The 15858-nt window shown below is 67.0% G+C and carries 18 protein-coding genes; 16 read left to right on the forward strand and 2 right to left on the reverse strand.

Going from position 1 to position 15858, the window contains the following annotated elements; genetic code table 11:
• Nucleotides 1–175: 175 nt before the first annotated feature.
• The 5 genes from WFK61_RS13890 (at nt 176) to rplQ (ending at nt 4239) form a co-directional block, all read left to right on the forward strand.
• Nucleotides 176–1375 (forward strand): ABC transporter substrate-binding protein, encoded by a 1200-nt coding sequence (locus tag WFK61_RS13890; RefSeq protein WP_336812546.1) that lies wholly within the window; start codon nt 176–178, stop codon nt 1373–1375.
• 348 nt (nt 1376–1723) lie between these two features.
• Entirely contained in the window at nt 1724–2092 is a 369-nt protein-coding gene (gene rpsM, locus WFK61_RS13895; protein ID WP_257731997.1) for a 30S ribosomal protein S13, read from the forward strand.
• A 115-nt stretch (nt 2093–2207) separates the two neighbouring features.
• Nucleotides 2208–2597 (forward strand): 30S ribosomal protein S11, encoded by a 390-nt coding sequence (gene rpsK, locus WFK61_RS13900; RefSeq protein WP_043237079.1) that lies wholly within the window; start codon nt 2208–2210, stop codon nt 2595–2597.
• A gap of 94 nt (nt 2598–2691) precedes the next feature.
• Nucleotides 2692–3708, forward strand: coding sequence for a DNA-directed RNA polymerase subunit alpha (locus tag WFK61_RS13905; RefSeq protein ID WP_336812549.1), 1017 nt, complete (start codon nt 2692–2694; stop codon nt 3706–3708).
• A gap of 114 nt (nt 3709–3822) precedes the next feature.
• Entirely contained in the window at nt 3823–4239 is a 417-nt protein-coding gene (rplQ, locus tag WFK61_RS13910; RefSeq protein WP_291667610.1) for a 50S ribosomal protein L17, read from the forward strand.
• Between the two features lie 216 nt (nt 4240–4455).
• Here the strand turns inward: rplQ and WFK61_RS13915 are convergent, their stop codons facing one another.
• Nucleotides 4456–4875, reverse strand: a complete 420-nt coding sequence (locus WFK61_RS13915) for a BLUF domain-containing protein (RefSeq protein ID WP_336812553.1) — start codon at nt 4873–4875, stop codon at nt 4456–4458.
• A 186-nt stretch (nt 4876–5061) separates the two neighbouring features.
• On the opposite strand from WFK61_RS13915, the gene WFK61_RS13920 reads away from it, so the two are divergent.
• The 3 genes from WFK61_RS13920 to WFK61_RS13930 are packed head-to-tail and all read left to right on the forward strand — an operon-like array spanning nt 5062 to nt 7945.
• Nucleotides 5062–6459, forward strand: coding sequence for a DegQ family serine endoprotease (locus tag WFK61_RS13920; protein WP_336812555.1), 1398 nt, complete (start codon nt 5062–5064; stop codon nt 6457–6459).
• A complete protein-coding gene (locus WFK61_RS13925; RefSeq protein ID WP_336812557.1) occupies nt 6456–7763 on the forward strand; it encodes a replication-associated recombination protein A in 1308 nt (435 codons plus the stop codon). Before WFK61_RS13920 ends, WFK61_RS13925 begins: the two co-directional genes overlap by 4 nt.
• A 2-nt stretch (nt 7764–7765) precedes the next feature.
• The gene (locus WFK61_RS13930) at nt 7766–7945 is read left to right on the forward strand and encodes a hypothetical protein (RefSeq protein ID WP_336812558.1); all 180 of its coding nucleotides are present in this window, start codon (nt 7766–7768) and stop codon (nt 7943–7945) included.
• Between the two features lie 8 nt (nt 7946–7953).
• Here WFK61_RS13930 and WFK61_RS13935 read toward each other — a convergent pair whose 3' ends face one another.
• The gene (locus WFK61_RS13935) at nt 7954–8298 is read right to left on the reverse strand and encodes a hypothetical protein (RefSeq protein ID WP_336812560.1); all 345 of its coding nucleotides are present in this window, start codon (nt 8296–8298) and stop codon (nt 7954–7956) included.
• 116 nt (nt 8299–8414) lie between these two features.
• Here WFK61_RS13935 and crcB point away from each other — a divergent pair, with 116 nt between their 5' ends.
• From crcB to WFK61_RS13975, 8 genes are all read left to right on the forward strand, one after another.
• Nucleotides 8415–8798, forward strand: a complete 384-nt coding sequence (gene crcB, locus WFK61_RS13940; protein WP_336812776.1) for a fluoride efflux transporter CrcB — start codon at nt 8415–8417, stop codon at nt 8796–8798.
• Nucleotides 8795–10048 (forward strand): RluA family pseudouridine synthase, encoded by a 1254-nt coding sequence (locus tag WFK61_RS13945; protein WP_336812562.1) that lies wholly within the window; start codon nt 8795–8797, stop codon nt 10046–10048. The genes crcB and WFK61_RS13945 overlap by 4 nt, the downstream gene beginning before the upstream one ends.
• Before the next feature lie 95 nt (nt 10049–10143).
• On the forward strand, nt 10144–10644 hold the full coding sequence (locus WFK61_RS13950) for a hypothetical protein (RefSeq protein ID WP_336812563.1): 501 nt from the start codon (nt 10144–10146) through the stop codon (nt 10642–10644).
• Nucleotides 10645–10718: 74 nt separating this feature from the next.
• Entirely contained in the window at nt 10719–11396 is a 678-nt protein-coding gene (locus WFK61_RS13955) for an HAD-IA family hydrolase (protein WP_336812564.1), read from the forward strand.
• A 402-nt stretch (nt 11397–11798) separates the two neighbouring features.
• Nucleotides 11799–12251 (forward strand): hypothetical protein, encoded by a 453-nt coding sequence (locus WFK61_RS13960; RefSeq protein ID WP_336812565.1) that lies wholly within the window; start codon nt 11799–11801, stop codon nt 12249–12251.
• A gap of 255 nt (nt 12252–12506) precedes the next feature.
• Nucleotides 12507–14507 carry an acetyl/propionyl/methylcrotonyl-CoA carboxylase subunit alpha gene (locus WFK61_RS13965; RefSeq protein ID WP_336812567.1) on the forward strand — a complete coding sequence of 667 codons (2001 nt, stop codon included), beginning with the start codon at nt 12507–12509 and terminating at the stop codon, nt 14505–14507.
• An 87-nt stretch (nt 14508–14594) separates the two neighbouring features.
• Entirely contained in the window at nt 14595–15260 is a 666-nt protein-coding gene (locus WFK61_RS13970; RefSeq protein ID WP_336812569.1) for a glutathione S-transferase family protein, read from the forward strand.
• Nucleotides 15261–15310: 50 nt separating this feature from the next.
• Entirely contained in the window at nt 15311–15817 is a 507-nt protein-coding gene (locus WFK61_RS13975; RefSeq protein ID WP_336812571.1) for a lysozyme inhibitor LprI family protein, read from the forward strand.
• Nucleotides 15818–15858: the final 41 nt, after the last annotated feature.

Genomic DNA, 15858 nt, shown 5'->3' on the forward strand with positions numbered 1-15858 from the left:
TCTGCGGTGCGCTTTTGCGCTGATGCCTTTGCCTTTTCTCGGCCTGCCCGTGCGTTGACAGGCTCAGCCCCGGCGGATGTGCTGGGGCTCAATCCGCGCAAAGCGGTGGCAAGCATCCGTCGACCGGAAGGCGAAGCGGTTTTCCGGGTCCGGTTGCAGGACAGGGAGCAGGCGCATGACGAGGTTTGGAGCGTTGCTGGTCGCGAGTTCGCTGGCGCTGATGCCGGCGGCGGCGCGGGCACAGGACGCGGTAAAGATCGGCATCCTCAACGATCAGTCGGGCAATTATGCCGAATTCGGCGGGCTGGGCTCGGTCGAGGCGGCGAAGCTGGCGATCGAGGATTTCGGCGGCTCGGTTCTGGGCAAGCCGATCGAGATCGTCTCCGGCGACCATCAGAACAAGCCGGATATCGCCGTCGGGTTGGCGCGGCGCTGGTACGATGTCGACGGCGTCACCGCGATCGCGGACCTCACCAATTCCGCCGTTGCGCTGGGCGTGGCGGGTATCGCCAAGGAAAAGCAGAAGATCGCGCTCTATAATGGCCCTGCGACGACGCGCCTCTTCAACGAAGATTGCTCGCCGACCGGCTTCATGTGGACCTTCGATACGGCGACCTCGGCCAAGGGCACGGCGCTGTCGGTCCTGCGCGAGGGCGGCGACAGCTGGTATATCATCGCTGCCGACTATGCCTTCGGCCATCAGCTCACCGCCGATATCGAGTCGATCGTGAAGGCCAATGGCGGCAAGACGCTGGGCACGGTACGCGCGCCGCTCTCGACGCCGGACTTCTCCTCCTTCCTGCTGCAGGCGCAGGCCTCCAAGGCCAAGATCGTCGCCTTCGCCAATGCCGGCACGGACACGATCAACTCGATCAAGCAGGCGGGCGAGTTCGGCCTGGTCGATGGCGGCCAGAAGCTCGCGGCGATGGTCGTGGTGCTGAGCGACGTCCATGGGCTCGGCCTCGACAAGGCCAAGGGGCTGATCACCACCACCGCCTATTACCACGATGCCGACAAACCGAGCCGCGACTTCGCCGACCGCTACGTGGCGCGGACCAAGAAGATGCCCGGCATGATCCAGGCCAGCGTCTATTCCTCGGTGCTGCACTATCTCAAGGCGGTGAAGGCGGCCGGCACGGCTGCCGGCCCCGCGGTTGCGGCGAAGATGAGGGAAATGCCGGTCGAGGATTTCTACGCGCCGGGCGCGAAGGTCCGCGAGGATGGCCGGCTGATGAACGACATGCTGCTGGTCGAGGTGAAGAAGCCGGCCGATTCGAAGGCGCCGTGGGATTACTTCAAGGTCGTCCGCAAGATCCCGGCTGCCGAGATCATCGCGCCGCTTTCGGAGAGCAAGTGCAGCCTGGTGAAGAAGTAAGGGGCACGTGTGAGTGCGTCATTCCGGGCGCGGCCCTGCCGCTTGCCCGGAATGACGGAGCCCCTATATAGCAATCGCGGCTACCGCCTTGACCTCGCAGTGCTTCGGCCGGTTTGCCGGCCTTGGCATGTTTCTTGGTTGCGACGGGTTGACTCGTTGCGCCCAACCCGTTAACGAGCCGCCATCCGGTTTCATGGGAGCGATGCCGTTGCCTTCGCGAGAAGGGACGACGTCGCATTATCGCGTGGAGCCGTTCAACGTCCTGCATGAGCCGGCCTCCACCGGACGCAGGATTTTTCCCACCGCCGGGGTGCCATCGGGTGCTTCGGCCGACATGGAGATGAGACCATGGCTCGTATCGCGGGCGTCAACATTCCCACCGGCAAGCGCGTCGTCATCGGCCTGCAGTACATCCACGGCATTGGCGCGGCCAAGGCCCAGGAGATCATCGAGAAGGTCGGCATCGCGCCGGAGCGCCGCGTCAACCAGCTGACCGACGCCGAAGTCCTGCAGATTCGCGAGACGATCGACCGCGACTACCTCGTCGAGGGCGACCTGCGCCGCGAAGTCTCGATGAACATCAAGCGCCTGATGGACCTCGGCTGCTATCGCGGCCTGCGTCATCGTCGCTCGCTGCCGGTCCGCGGTCAGCGCACGCACACCAACGCCCGTACCCGCAAGGGCAAGGCGAAGCCGATCGCCGGCAAGAAGAAGTGATTTCGGTGGGCCGGTAACCCGGCTCGCTGTCTATACGCCGGCCGGCCCGCTCACGGGTCGCCGGCATCCCCAGCGCCTGGCATGACGGGCGCGCCTGAAGGATGGAAGAAGAGATATGGCCAAGGAAGCCCAACGCGTCCGTCGTCGCGAACGCAAGAACATCGTCTCCGGCGTCGCGCATGTGAACGCCTCGTTCAACAACACCATGATCACCATCACCGACGCGCAGGGTAACACGATCTCGTGGTCGTCGGCCGGCACGATGGGCTTCAAGGGCTCGCGCAAGTCGACCCCCTACGCCGCCCAGGTCGCCGCCGAGGACGCCGCCCGCAAGGCTGCCGAGCACGGCATGCGCACCCTCGAGGTCGAGGTGACCGGTCCGGGTTCGGGCCGCGAGTCGGCTCTTCGCGCTCTCCAGGCCGCGGGCTTCACCGTGACCTCGATCCGCGACGTGACGCCGATCCCGCACAATGGCTGCCGTCCGCGCAAGCGCCGTCGCGTCTGACGCCTGACGTCGTTAGCCCAGGGCGCCCGCAGGGGCGGGCGCCTGTCCGGGGCGGCGGTGGCCGCCAGAAGAATTCAGCACCAGGAGTGCGGTCGTGATCAGCAAGAACTGGCAGGATCTTTCCAAGCCGAACAAGCTCGAAGTGAAGGTCGGAGACGACCCGAAGCGTCAGGCCACCGTGATCGCGCGTCCGCTCGAGCGCGGCTTCGGCATGACGCTCGGCAATGCGCTCCGTCGCGTGCTGCTGTCGTCGCTCCAGGGCGCGGCCGTGACCGCCGTCCAGATCGACGGCGTCCTCCACGAGTTCTCCTCGATCCCGGGCGTCCGTGAGGACGTCACCGACATCGTCCTCAACATCAAGGCCGTCGCGGTCAAGATGCAGGGCGAGGGCCCGAAGCGCATGACGCTGCGCAAGTCCGGCCCGGGCACCGTCACCGCCGGTGACATCAACACCATCGGCGACGTCGCGATCCTGAACCCCGACCTCGTGCTCTGCACGCTGGACGACGGGGCCGAGATCCGCATGGAGTTCACGGTCAACACCGGCAAGGGCTACGTCCCGGCCGAGCAGAACCGTCCCGAGGACGCGCCGATCGGCCTGATCCCGGTCGACAGCCTGTACTCGCCGGTCAAAAAGGTCTCCTACCGCGTCGAGAACACCCGCGAGGGCCAGAACCTCGACAAGGACTCGCTGACGCTGGCGATCGAGACCAACGGCTCGGTCACCCCCGAGGACGCTCTGGCGCTTGCCGCCCGCATCCTGCAGGACCAGCTCGCGGTGTTCATCACCTTCGAGGAGCCCCGCAAGGAAGAGGCCGTCTCGACCGCTCCGCAGCTGCCCTTCAACCCGGCGCTGCTCAAGAAGGTCGACGAGCTGGAGCTCTCGGTCCGCTCGGCCAACTGCCTCAAGAACGACAACATCGTCTATATCGGCGACCTCATCCAGAAGTCCGAGGGCGAGATGCTGCGCACCCCGAACTTCGGCCGCAAGTCGCTGAACGAGATCAAGGAAGTGCTGGCGACCATGGGCCTGCACCTGGGCATGGACGTCCAGGGCTGGCCGCCGGAGAACATCGAAGAGCTCGCGAAGCGCTTCGAAGAGCACTACTGAGCCTCAACGGCGCGGGAGGCATCCCGCGCCAATCCCGCCCGGTTCACAAGAGCCGGAGCATAACGAACGGCCGTACCGTGGCACGGCGGCCGTAAGCAACGAAGGAGCCAAACAATGCGTCACGGTTTCCGCGGTCGTCGTTTCAACCGCTCGGCCGAGCATCGCCAGGCGATGTTCGCCAACATGGCCCAGGCCCTGATCAAGCACGAGCAGATCACCACCACTTTGCCCAAGGCGAAGGATCTGCGTCCGGTCGTCGAGAAGCTCATCACCCTCGGCAAGCGCGGCGACCTGCACGCCCGCCGTCAGGCGATCGCGCAGATCAAGGATGTCGAGCTGGTCGGCAAGCTCTTCGCGGTCCTCGGCCCGCGCTACAAGGAGCGTAACGGCGGCTATCTCCGCATCATGAAGGCGGGCTTCCGCTTCGGCGACAACGCCCCGATGGCGATCATCGAGTTCGTCGACCGCGACGTCGAGGCCAAGGGCAAGGATTCCGGCCCGGTCTTCACGGCGGAAGACGAAGCCGCCTGATCGGCTTCATCCGACTGAATTGGAAAAGGCGGCCTTCGCGGGCCGCCTTTTTCTTTTGGTCCGGGTCGTGAATCATTTCCAGGAAACGTGGTCATCCCGGACGGAGCGAAGCGGAGATCCGGGATCCATCGAAAGCCTCGGCGCTCTACGATGGATCCCGGGTCGAGCCCGGGATGACGCCGTGGTTCAGCGGCTTTGCGATTGTTCGCGGGAACTTCAGGCCGGCCGTCCGGCGAGCTCGCCTGCGAGGTCGACGAGGGTTTCCAGCGGCTGGGCGTGGAGATCGGTTTCGGGCGAGACGCCATAGAGGCCGAAGATGAAGCTGGTCGTCTCGTCGCGTTCGGCAATGCCCATGGCCCAGCCGGGGAAGGAGCGCGCGGCGATCGGTTCCTCCACGAGCAGCCTGAAAGCCGCGTGGCGCGGGTCCACCACGATCCGGCCATAGGTTTCCATCACGCTGTCGCGAGGGCCTTCCAGCACCTGTGCGAAGGCGCCCTCCGTGGCCAAGAGGAAGCCGGTGATGCCGTTTTGGTCGTTGAAGCGGCGGGCGCTTGCCAGGATACCGTCCAGCTCCGCGCGGCGATTGGCGTCGACGAGCCGGCTCTCGCTGGCGTACACAAGCCGAATCAGGCTCATCCTGCTCTTCCTATCCGGCCGCGAAAGGCCATATCGGGGTGGGGGGTGCCGCTGCGGGAACCGCAGGGCTCTGCGTGGGTATAGCGGGTGTCTCGCCTGAACGGAAAACTCCGGGCCGGCGCTTTTTGTTTCTGAATGAGGATGAGCATGATCAACCGCCCCGCAGCACATCGGAAGACCCTAGCGATGGCGGCCCTCGCGGGCGCACTGCTGGCCGGCGTGGCGTCGTTGCCGGCGTTCGCGCAGCAGCGCCAGGTGCCCGAGACGCGCGAGCAGGTGACGCTCTCCTTCGCGCCGCTGGTCAAGCAGTCGCAGGCTGCGGTCGTGAACGTCTATGGCGCGCGCGTCGAGAAGCGCCCGCAGAATCCCTTCATGGACGATCCGTTTTTCCGCCGCTTCTTCGGCGATGGCGGCTTCGGCGTGCCGCGCGAGCGGGTGCAACGCTCGCTGGGTTCCGGCGTGGTGGTCGATGCCGGCGGCGGGCTCGTGGTGACGAACAACCACGTCATCGAGAACATGAGCGAGGTGAAGGTCGCCTTCGCCGACAAGCGCGAGGTCGAGGCCACGATCCTGCTGCGTGACCCGCGCACCGATCTCGCCGTGCTCAAGCTCGCCGACGCGAAGAACCTGACCGCGATCGAGCTTGCCGATACCGACGAGCTTCAGGTCGGCGACATCGTGCTCGCCATGGGCAACCCCTTCGGCGTCGGCCAGACGGTGACGCAGGGCATCGTCTCGGCGCTGGCGCGCACGCAGATCGGCGTCGGCGACGCGCAATCCTTCATCCAGACCGATGCGGCGATCAATCCCGGCAATTCGGGCGGCGCGCTGATCGACATGAAGGGCCGGGTCGTCGGCATCAACACCGCGATCTATTCGCGCTCCGGCGGCAGCGTCGGCATCGGCTTCGCCATTCCCTCGGCTATGGTGCGCCTCGTCGTCGACAGCGCCAGGAGCGGCGCCAAGACCGTGCGGCGGCCCTGGTTCGGCGCGCGGCTGCAGAGCCTGACCGCCGATGTGGCCGATGGGCTCGGGCTCGACCGGCCGGCCGGCTCCGTCGTCGCCAGCGTTGTCGAGAAGGGCCCGGCCGATCAGGCCGGCCTGAAGCGCTCGGACGTCATTCTCTCGGTCGACGGCTTCGCCGCCGACGATCCCGAATCCTTCGGCTATCGCTTCGCCACCCGCCCGATCGGCGGCACGACGATGCTGAGCGTGCTGCGCGGGGGCAAGCGCATCTCGATCCCGGTGAAGCTCGTCGCGGCGCCCGAGACCCGGCCGCGCGACATGGTCAAGCTGACCAGCCGCTCGCCGCTCGCCGGCCTGACGGTCGGCAACATGTCGCCGGCGCTGGCCGAGGAACTCTCGATCGACACCGGCAACGAGGGCGTCGTCGTCAGCGAGATCGAGGAAGGCAGCACCGCCGCCAATGTCGGCTTCCAGAAGGGCGACCTGATCATGGCGCTGAACGGCGAGCGCATGACCAATTCGCGCGAGGTCGAGGCCATCCTGAAGGATCGCAAGCGCGCCTGGGAGGTGACGATCTCCCGCGGCGGCCAGACCATCACATCGGTCTTCCCGGGGTGAGCGACCTGTTCGCCGCCTCCGGGCTGGACAAGTCCGGCCCGCGGCCGCTCGCCGACCGCTTGCGGCCGACGACGCTGGCCGAGGTCGCCGGCCAGGAGCATCTCACCGGCCCGGACGGCGCGCTCACCCGGCTCGTCGCTTCCGGCACGGTCGGCAGCCTGATCTTCTGGGGCCCGCCCGGCACCGGCAAGACCACGGTCGCGCGACTGCTGGCGGGGCTGGTCGATCTCGGCTTCGAGCAGATCAGCGCGATCTTCTCCGGCGTCGCCGATCTCAAGAAGGTGTTCGAGGCGGCGCGCGGACGCCGGCTCGGCGGCCGCGGCACGCTGCTCTTCGTCGACGAGATCCATCGCTTCAACCGCGCCCAGCTCGACGCCTTCCTGCCGGTCATGGAAGACGGCACGATCACGCTGATCGGGGCGACGACCGAGAACCCGTCCTTCGCGCTCAATGCGGCGCTGCTGTCGCGGGCTCGCGTCCTGACCTTCAAGTCGCTGGACGAGGGTTCGCTGCTCTTCCTGCTCGGCCGGGCCGAGGTTCTGGAGGGGCGGGAACTGCCCCTGACGCCGGAGGCGCGATTGGCGCTGGCGCGCTTCGCCGATGGCGACGGACGCGCCGTGCTGACGCTGGCCGAGGAGATCTGGCGGGCGGCGAAGCCGGGCGAGACCCTCGACGAGCACGGTCTCTCCGATGTCATCCAGCGCCGGGCGCCGATCTACGACAAGGCGCAGGACGGCCACTACAATCTGATCTCCGCGCTGCACAAGACGATCCGCGGCTCCGATCCCGATGCGGCGCTGTACTATTTCGCGCGCATGCTCGATGCCGGCGAGGACCCGCGCTTCCTGGCGCGGCGGCTGGTGCGGATGGCAGTCGAGGATATCGGGCTCGCCGATCCGCAGGCGCTGCTGCATGCCCGCGCGGCGGCGCAGACCTATGAGCAGCTCGGCACGCCCGAGGGCGAGCTCGCGCTGGCCAATTGCGTGATCTATCTGGCGACCGCGCCGAAATCGAACGCGGCCTATACCGCCTACAAGGCGGCCGTGCGGGTGGCGAAGGAGCGAGGCTCCCTGACGCCGCCCAAGACCATCCTCAACGCGCCGACCAAGCTGATGCGCGAGGAGGGCTACGGCGCCAACTACGCCTATGACCATGATCAGCCCGATGCCTTCTCGGGGCAGAACTACTGGCCGGATGCGCTCGGCCGCCAGCGCTTCTACGATCCGCCGGAGCGCGGCTTCGAACGCGAGATCCGCAAGCGGCTGGAATACTGGGAACGGCTGCGGCAGGAGCGGGGAGAGTAGGGATGTTCTTGTTGGCGCGCCTGCTCATGATCGTGCCCTCGATTATCGCGGGCTGGTTCGTCTCGAAGGACGACGTCTCCTACTGGGTCGTCGCCTTCGCCATCGCGCTGGTCTTCATCGTGCTGACGATCGCCTTCGAGCTTTACGTGCATCCGCGGTTGAGACGGCGCCGCGAGCCCTGAGCAGCGGCTCAGCGGCGGCAGGTGAACGGCAGGAATGTGCCGGACATGCCGCTGTTCATCGCCATCAGCACGAGTCGGTTGGCCAGCTCCAGCTCCTCCTTGCTGCGGGCGCAGACCTCGGCGCGTGCCTGGCAATTCGCCGCGAGGAAGGCGTCGTGGCTGGCGAGGAACTCTGCGCCGAGGCCCTTCTTGCCGAGATGGGCGATCGACTGGTCATAGGCCTTCTTGTAGCGGTTGCATTTCTCCGTCGGCCAGTCCGTGCCGCTGCCCTGCTGGGCGAAGGCGGCGGCGCTGGCGAGGACGGCCATGGCGGCGGCGAGGCCCGCTTTGGCGATTCGAGACCGAAGACCCATCGTTTGCATTCCCATCGCTGCTCCCGGGCACAATCCTGATGCCCGGCTGCACGGAAGCCGTGCAATTGCGGCGGATTTCGTTTGTGCAAGGCGGCTGTGCGCTCTATTCCACAGCGATGATCTCCACCGCTTTCGTTTTTGTAGGCGCCGGCATCGGCGGCGCCCTGCGCCACGGCATCAATGTCGTGTCGCCGCGCTGGTTCGGCATGGGCTTTCCCTATGGCACCATGGCCATCAACATCATCGGCTCGGCGCTGATGGGGCTGGTCGCCGGCTGGTTCGCCTTCCGCGCCGGCGAAGGCATGCCGCAGGACCTGCGCCTCTTCCTGGCGACGGGCATTCTCGGTGGATTCACCACTTTTTCGGCCTTCTCGCTCGATGCCGTCCTGCTCTGGGAGCGCGGCGAGGCGATGCTGGCGGCCACCTATGTGATCGGCTCGGTCGTGCTGTCGCTGGCGGCGCTGGTCGGTGGCCTTGCTGTGATGCGGAGCATGTCATGAAGACGGGCGGCAAAGGCCCCGGCAGCAAGGGCGCTGGCGGCAAGGGCACGGGCAATTCCCCTCGCGGCGGCAAGCCGCCGTCGGCGGGCGCTCCGCGCGGCAAGCGGCCGAGCCATGATGCCCGGCGCCGCGCCGCGGCGCGCCCGGCCGGCGGCGAGGAGCGCGTGCAGCGTTCGCCGCGCCCGCGGCCGGTGGAGGAGGCTCCCAAGCCGACGCGCGCGCAGGTGAAGGCCGAGACGGCGCAGGTGCTCTCGACCGGTGTGCAGCAGCTCGTGGTGACGCCGGACGAGAACGAGATGCGGATCGACCGCTTCCTCGAGGCGCGTTTCCCGCAGCTCTCCTTCAGCCATATCCAGCGCATCGTCCGGAAGGGCGAGCTGCGGGTCGATGGCAAGCGCGCCGACAGCAAGGACAGGCTCACCGAGGGCCAGACCGTGCGCATCCCGCCGCTCAAGCTGGAGGAGCAGGCGGAGCGGCCGCGCTCGGCCAAGGCCGATGCGGACACGATCGGCTTCCTGCGCTCGATCACGCTCTACGAGGACGACGATGTCATGGTCCTCAACAAGCCGGCGGGTCTCGCCGTGCAGGGCGGCTCGGGCACGACGCGCCATGTCGACCAGATGCTGGAAGCGCTGACGGCCAAGGACGGGCAGAAGCCGCGCCTCGTCCACCGGCTCGACAAGGACACGGCGGGCTGCCTCGTCATCGCCAAGTCGCGCTTCGCGGCGGCGACACTGGCCAAGACCTTCCGCTCGCGCGCGGCCCGTAAGGTCTACTGGGCGCTGGTCGTCGGTGTGCCACGCGTCAAGCAGGGCCGGATCTCGACCTATCTCGCCCGCGAGGAAGCCTATGACGGCGACCAGCGCATGGCCGTCGCCCAGCATGGCGAGGACGGCGCGATGCACGCCGTGACCTATTACGCGGTGGTCGAGACCGCGGCACAGAAGCTCGCCTGGCTCTCGCTGAAGCCGGTGACGGGCCGCACGCACCAATTGCGCGCCCACACGACCCATATCGGGCACCCGATCATCGGCGACCCCAAATATTTCAACATCCAGAACTGGGAGCTGCCCGGCGGCATCCAGAACAAGCTGCATCTGCTGGCGCGGCGGATCGTGCTGCCGCATCCGCGCGGCAAGGGCACGATCGATGTCAGCGCGCCGCTGCCGCCGCATATGCGCCAGAGCTGGAACCTGCTCGGCTTCGACGACGCGCCCTACGATCCGATTGTCGAGGCGCCGGACGAGTGAGTCTGTTCCCTCGGTGGTGACGAAACGTAAGAGAACAGTTGCGGAACAAAGCGCTTTCTGTTCTAATTATGTTCTCGTCATCGGAGGGGCTGACCATGCGTTCGGTTTTGATCGTTACCGCCTTCGTTCTTGGCCTTGGCGGAGCCGCCCAGGCACAGACGGCCGCGCCGGCCAAGGCGCCTGTGGTGGCGCCTGCTGCTACATCGGCTGATGAGCCGATCCCACGGGCGGAACGGGCCAAGGCCCGGCAGGATTGCGTATCCGAGAACATCGCGCTTACCGGCGACGACCTGCGCGCCGCGATGCGCATCTGCATGCAGGGCAAGTTCCCGGGCGTGCAGCTCTATGCCCGAGACGGCGTGACCCGCGACGGCAAGCCGACGGCGGTGGCGGTGCGGGCGGCCTGCAAGGACGAGGTCGACGGGCGCAAGCTGCAGGGGCCTGAGCGGATCGCGGCATTGACCGCCTGCTTCAACGGCAAGCGGCCGGACCTCGCCCAGCGCTCCGAATGCCGCAAGGAGGCGCGGGCCAAGGGGCTCGACGGCGCCGATCTGCGCAAAGCGGTCGATGCCTGCGCTCGCGACGGCAAGGGTTGAAGGACCCGCGAACGGGATGGCGCCATGCCGGGCCAGCAGTGGATCGCCGGGGCGATCCGGGCTAAAGCGCCGGCATGGACCTCATCATCTTCGATCTCGACGGCACGCTGATCAATTCCGAGGCGATCATCCTCGAAGCGCAATATGAGACCTTCAGGCGCTGCGGCCGGGTTCACCCGGGCCGCGAGGCAGGTCTCGGCATCGTCGGGCTGACTCTGGACATCGCTATGGCGCAGCTCGCCGGGCTTGCCGAGCCGGATGATGTGCTGACCGAGACCTATCGCCAGGTCTTCAGCGCGATGCGCGTGCAGGCCGAGAGCGATCCGTCGCTGGACGAGCCGCTTTTCGCGGGCGTCGCGGAAACGCTGGCAGAGCTGAAGCGCCATGGCGGGCTGAAGCTCGGCATCGCCACCGGCAAGTCGCGCAAGGGCGCCGAGTTCATCGTCGCCCGGCATGGCTGGCAGGGATTGTTCGACACGGTGCAGTCGGCCGATGATGCGCCTTCGAAGCCGCATCCCGGCATGATCCAGCGGGCGATGGCCGAGACCGGCGCTACGCCCACGCGCACGGCGATGGTCGGCGACAGCTCCTTCGATATCGAGATGGCGGTTGCCGCCGGCGTGGTGCCCGTCGCGGTTTCCTGGGGCTTCCAGCCGGTCGATAGGCTCGTCTCGCTCGGCGCCCGGCATGTCCTGCGCGAATTCCCGGAGCTGCCCGGGGCGCTGGGATTGCCGAAGGCCGTGGCGGCGTAAGCGCTGCTGAAAACGGCCTGATGTTTCTTCGAGGCGCGGCCTTTGTCATTCCGGGTTCTTCGCTGTGCGAAGCCCCGGAATGACAAAGGTGGTTTGGCGCGTGAGCGATCGAGCGTCATGCCGTATCCGCGTCGGGGCACGTCTTCGCCACTCCGACCTTGTCCGTGTTCGCCTGCATGATCTCAAGCGGCGTCGCTCATCCGGCGCCCTTGCCGCCGGCGCGGGCTGGAGCCCTGCGCACGCCCTCTCAGTAACATCCTCGCAACCAAGACGACTCAGTTCCGTTTAACCTGAATATCCGTTCAGATTTGCGCGTTAACCACCTGAAGGCGGGGCGGAGTGCATGGTGTTCCCACAACAGGGACGTACCGGCACAAAACAACGCCGGACAGGGGTTCGAACATGATGGATCATGAGCTTCGTGAATTCGTCGATCGCGTGATGGATCGTCGCGTGATCGACGAAGAAGACGTCAAGATGCTTCAGCGGAACATCTTGAGCGATATCGTCATCACGCGGGATATCGTCGATGTTCTCGTCGCGCTCGACCGGGCCGTGCCGCTCAACTGCAAGGCCTATGCGGATTACCTCGTGGCCCTCGTCGTCGACTTCGCCGTCTGGGAGAACCGCCCGACCGGCGTGATCGACCGCGACAAGGCGCATTGGCTGGTGACGACGCTCTCGGCCGGCGAGGGGCCGACCGCCACCGCCCAGCGCATCGCCAACGAGATCGCCCGCGAAGCCGAGCATTGCGACGAGACCCTGCTCGCCTTCGCCTTCGCCAAGGGCGCTGCGAAGGATGTGGTCCGGGCCGGCGTCGGCGCTGCCCCGCGCGTCGTCCTCTTGGCGAGCTGAACCTCGCGTCGTTCTCGGGCCTGACCCGAGAAGCTCAGGCCGGAAGAGCGAGCGCCGTCCTGCGCAAGATGCCCGGATCAGACCCGGGCATGACGGCTTCGGGGAGGCGCCCCCGCCCATAACCCGGCACCCTGACCTGTGCATCCTTGCACAACGGCTTGGCCGATAGCCGACTTTCGCATCGGTGGACGGCAGTTGCGGCATCCCATAGACCCCGGCTATTGCAATCTGGTCTGAAGCCGGGAGTGGCCGCGCATGTTCTCGAAGATCCTGATCGCGAACCGCGGCGAGATCGCCTGCCGTGTCATCAAGACGGCACGGCGCATGGGTATCAAGACGGTCGCCGTCTATTCCGATGCGGATCGCGATGCGCTGCATGTCGAGATGGCCGACGAGGCCGTGCATATCGGCGCCGCACCCGCAGCCCAGTCCTACCTCCTGATCGACAAGATCATCGATGCCTGTAAAGCAACCGGCGCGCAGGCCGTGCACCCGGGCTACGGCTTCCTGTCGGAGCGCGAGGCTTTTGCGCAGGCTCTGAAGGATAACGGCATCGTCTTCATCGGCCCCAATCCCGGCGCGATCGCGGCGATGGGCGACAAGATCGAGTCGAAGAAGGCGGCGGCCGCAGCCAAGGTTTCGACCGTTCCGGGCTTCCTCGGCATCATCGAGAGCCCCGAGCATGCGGTGACCATCGCCGACGAGATCGGCTATCCCGTGATGATCAAGGCCTCGGCCGGCGGCGGCGGCAAGGGCATGCGCATCGCGCATTCGGCCGGTGAGGTGGCGGAAGGCTTCGCCCGCGCCAAGTCGGAAGCCGCGTCCTCCTTCGGCGACGATCGCGTCTTCGTCGAGAAGTTCATCGTCGATCCCCGCCATATCGAGATCCAGGTTCTCGGCGACAAGCACGGCAACGTCATCTATCTCGGCGAGCGCGAATGCTCGATCCAGCGCCGCAACCAGAAGGTCCTGGAGGAGGCGCCGTCGCCGCTGCTCGACGAAGCGACCCGCCGCAAGATGGGGGAGCAGGCGGTCGCGCTGGCCAAGGCCGTGAATTACGACTCGGCCGGCACGGTCGAGTTCGTCGCCGGGCAGGACAAGTCCTTCTATTTCCTCGAGATGAACACCCGTCTCCAGGTCGAGCACCCGGTGACCGAGATGATCACCGGCATCGACCTCGTCGAGCAGATGATCCGGGTAGCCTATGGCGAAAAGCTCGCGATCGCGCAGGCGGACGTGAAACTCGACGGCTGGGCGGTGGAGAGCCGCGTCTATGCCGAGGACCCGACCCGCAACTTCCTGCCCTCGACCGGCCGGCTCGTCACCTATCGGCCGCCGAGCGAGGGGCCGGATGGCGAGGCCATGGTGCGCAACGACACCGGCGTCTTCGAAGGCGGCGAGATCTCGATCTATTACGACCCGATGATCGCGAAGCTGGTGACGCATGCGCCGACGCGCGAGGCGGCGATCAAGGCGCAGGCGCGTGCGCTCGATGCCTTCGCCATCGACGGCATCCGCCACAACATCCCCTTCGTCGCGGCGGTGATGCAGCATCCGCGCTGGATCGCGGGCAATCTCTCGACCGGCTTCATCGCCGAGGAATTCCCGGAAGGCTTCTCGCTGCCGGTGCCGCGGGGTGAGACCGCGCAGCGCATGGCCGCGATCGCGATCGCCTGCGACCACCGCATGAACCAGCGCAAGCGCAACGTCTCGGCGCAGATGGAAGGCTGGCGCAAGGTCTCCTTCGACCGGCTGCGCATCGTCCAGCTTGGCGCGGAGCGCTTCGAGGGTGAGGTCACGGAGCAGGGCGGGGCGGTGGTCATCGCCTTCCAGGGCCGCAGCGTCGCCGTCACCAGCGACTGGGTGCCCGGTGAGCCGGTCTGGCATGGCACGCTCGACGGAGTGAAGGTCGCGGCGCAGGTGCGCCCGATCCTGAACGGCGTCGCGCTCGGCCATGCCGGCGCCTATGCCAATGCCCATGTCTATACGCAGCGCGAGGCCGAATTGGCCGCGCTGATGCCGGAAAAGGTCGCGGCCGATACCGGCAAGTTCCTGCTCTGCCCGATGCCGGGCCTGGTCAAGGCGATCGGTGTCACGGTCGGGCAGGAGGTCAAGGCCGGCGAACCACTCGCCATGGTCGAGGCGATGAAGATGGAGAACGTGCTGCGCGCCGAGAAGGACGTTACCATCGCCAAGATCCTGGCGAAGGAGGGCGACTCGCTCGCGGTCGATGCCGTCATCATGGAATTCGCCTGAGCGGATGGTGGATGGCACTGCTCTGCCGTCATGGTCGGGCTTGTCCCGACCATCCACGTCTTCGCCGGTCCAAGTCATGTTCAAGACGTGGATGCTCGCCACAAGGGCGAGCATGACGATCCGGAGGATTGCATGCTGACGATCTGGGGGCGGTTGAGCTCGATCAACGTCCAGAAGGTGGTCTGGGCCGCGGGCGAGGCCGGGCAGGCTTTTGAGCGTATCGATGCCGGCGGGCCTTTCGGCGGGCTCGACACCCCCGAATTCGCGGCGATGAACCCGAACCGGCAGATTCCAGTGCTGCGCGACGGCGAACTCGTCATGTGGGAGTCGAGCAGCATCCTGCGCTACCTCGCGGCCCGCTATGCCTCTGGCCTGCTCTGGGAGGAGGACCCGGCGAAGCGTGTGCTGGCCGATCGCTGGATCGACTGGATGCAGTCCGAATTGCAGCCGGCTCTCGCGCCCGTGCTTTGGGGCGTGGTGCGCAAGGTGCCGGCTTTCACCGAGCCGAAGGTCATCGCCGACGGCGTGGCCCGTGCCGAGGCGCTGATGGCCATCCTCGAGGCGCAACTGGCCGATCGGCCGTTCCTGGCGGGCGAGCGCTTCGGCATGGCCGATATCGCGGTTGGCTGCGGCGCGCATCGCTGGCTCAACATGCCGGTCGAGCGGATCGCGCGGCCGCGGGTGCAGCGCTGGTACGAAGCGGTCTTCGCGCGGCCGGCCGCACAGCCTGCGCTGCCGTTGCCGATCGCGTGAGGTCGCAACGACCTGCTTGATCAATGCGGTGCCGCTGGCATGATGGCGGCATGAGCGCTTTTCGGACGATCCTGCTTCTGTGCAGCCTCGCTGCGACCGAGCCTGCGGTGGCACAAACGTCGCCGACGCTGCGGACCGATCTCGCGGCGCTCTCCGGCTGCCTGCGCGATGCGGGAGCCGCGCAATCGGCCTGCATCGGCACGGTGGCTGTCGCCTGCGTGCGCGCCGCCAGCAACGATCAACGCGGAGCCGAGGCTGCCTGCGCCCGGCGCGAGGAAGCGGCCTGGCGCGAGCGCCTGACGCTTGCCTTGCAGGTGACGGGCCGCGCGCTGGACGCCGGCCAGCGTAGCAGGCTCGCGGCGCTGCAGCTCGCCTGGGAAAGCTATGTCACCCAGAAATGCGCCTTCTATGGCGCGACCCAGCGCGAGGCGCTGCAAGCCGGACGACAGGCCGGCTGCGAATTGCGCGAAGTCGCTGGCCGCGCGATCGAACTCGCCAAGGCCCTGCCGCAAGCCGGCGGGCGCCGCCCGCAATCGCCGCCGCAGATCATTCGCTGATTGCGCTTGACCAAGTTCAGCCCTCGTCCTGAGGAGCCGCG

Origin of the sequence: Allobosea sp. MMO-172 (assembly GCF_037147855.1) — a bacterium.
Classification (GTDB): Bacteria; Pseudomonadota; Alphaproteobacteria; order Rhizobiales; family Beijerinckiaceae; genus Allobosea.

Coding starts and splice junctions, on each gene's coding strand:
- WFK61_RS13890 (WP_336812546.1), top strand. CDS start 176: ATGACGAGGTTTGGAGCGTTGCTGGTCGCGAGTTCGCTGGCGCTGATG.
- rpsM (WP_257731997.1), top strand. CDS start 1,724: ATGGCTCGTATCGCGGGCGTCAACATTCCCACCGGCAAGCGCGTCGTC.
- rpsK (WP_043237079.1), top strand. CDS start 2,208: ATGGCCAAGGAAGCCCAACGCGTCCGTCGTCGCGAACGCAAGAACATC.
- rplQ (WP_291667610.1), top strand. CDS start 3,823: ATGCGTCACGGTTTCCGCGGTCGTCGTTTCAACCGCTCGGCCGAGCAT.
- WFK61_RS13915 (WP_336812553.1), bottom strand. CDS start 4,875: ATGAGCCTGATTCGGCTTGTGTACGCCAGCGAGAGCCGGCTCGTCGAC.
- WFK61_RS13920 (WP_336812555.1), top strand. CDS start 5,062: ATGGCGGCCCTCGCGGGCGCACTGCTGGCCGGCGTGGCGTCGTTGCCG.
- WFK61_RS13930 (WP_336812558.1), top strand. CDS start 7,766: ATGTTCTTGTTGGCGCGCCTGCTCATGATCGTGCCCTCGATTATCGCG.
- WFK61_RS13935 (WP_336812560.1), bottom strand. CDS start 8,298: ATGGGTCTTCGGTCTCGAATCGCCAAAGCGGGCCTCGCCGCCGCCATG.
- crcB (WP_336812776.1), top strand. CDS start 8,415: ATGATCTCCACCGCTTTCGTTTTTGTAGGCGCCGGCATCGGCGGCGCC.
- WFK61_RS13945 (WP_336812562.1), top strand. CDS start 8,795: ATGAAGACGGGCGGCAAAGGCCCCGGCAGCAAGGGCGCTGGCGGCAAG.
- WFK61_RS13950 (WP_336812563.1), top strand. CDS start 10,144: ATGCGTTCGGTTTTGATCGTTACCGCCTTCGTTCTTGGCCTTGGCGGA.
- WFK61_RS13955 (WP_336812564.1), top strand. CDS start 10,719: ATGGACCTCATCATCTTCGATCTCGACGGCACGCTGATCAATTCCGAG.
- WFK61_RS13960 (WP_336812565.1), top strand. CDS start 11,799: ATGATGGATCATGAGCTTCGTGAATTCGTCGATCGCGTGATGGATCGT.
- WFK61_RS13965 (WP_336812567.1), top strand. CDS start 12,507: ATGTTCTCGAAGATCCTGATCGCGAACCGCGGCGAGATCGCCTGCCGT.
- WFK61_RS13975 (WP_336812571.1), top strand. CDS start 15,311: ATGAGCGCTTTTCGGACGATCCTGCTTCTGTGCAGCCTCGCTGCGACC.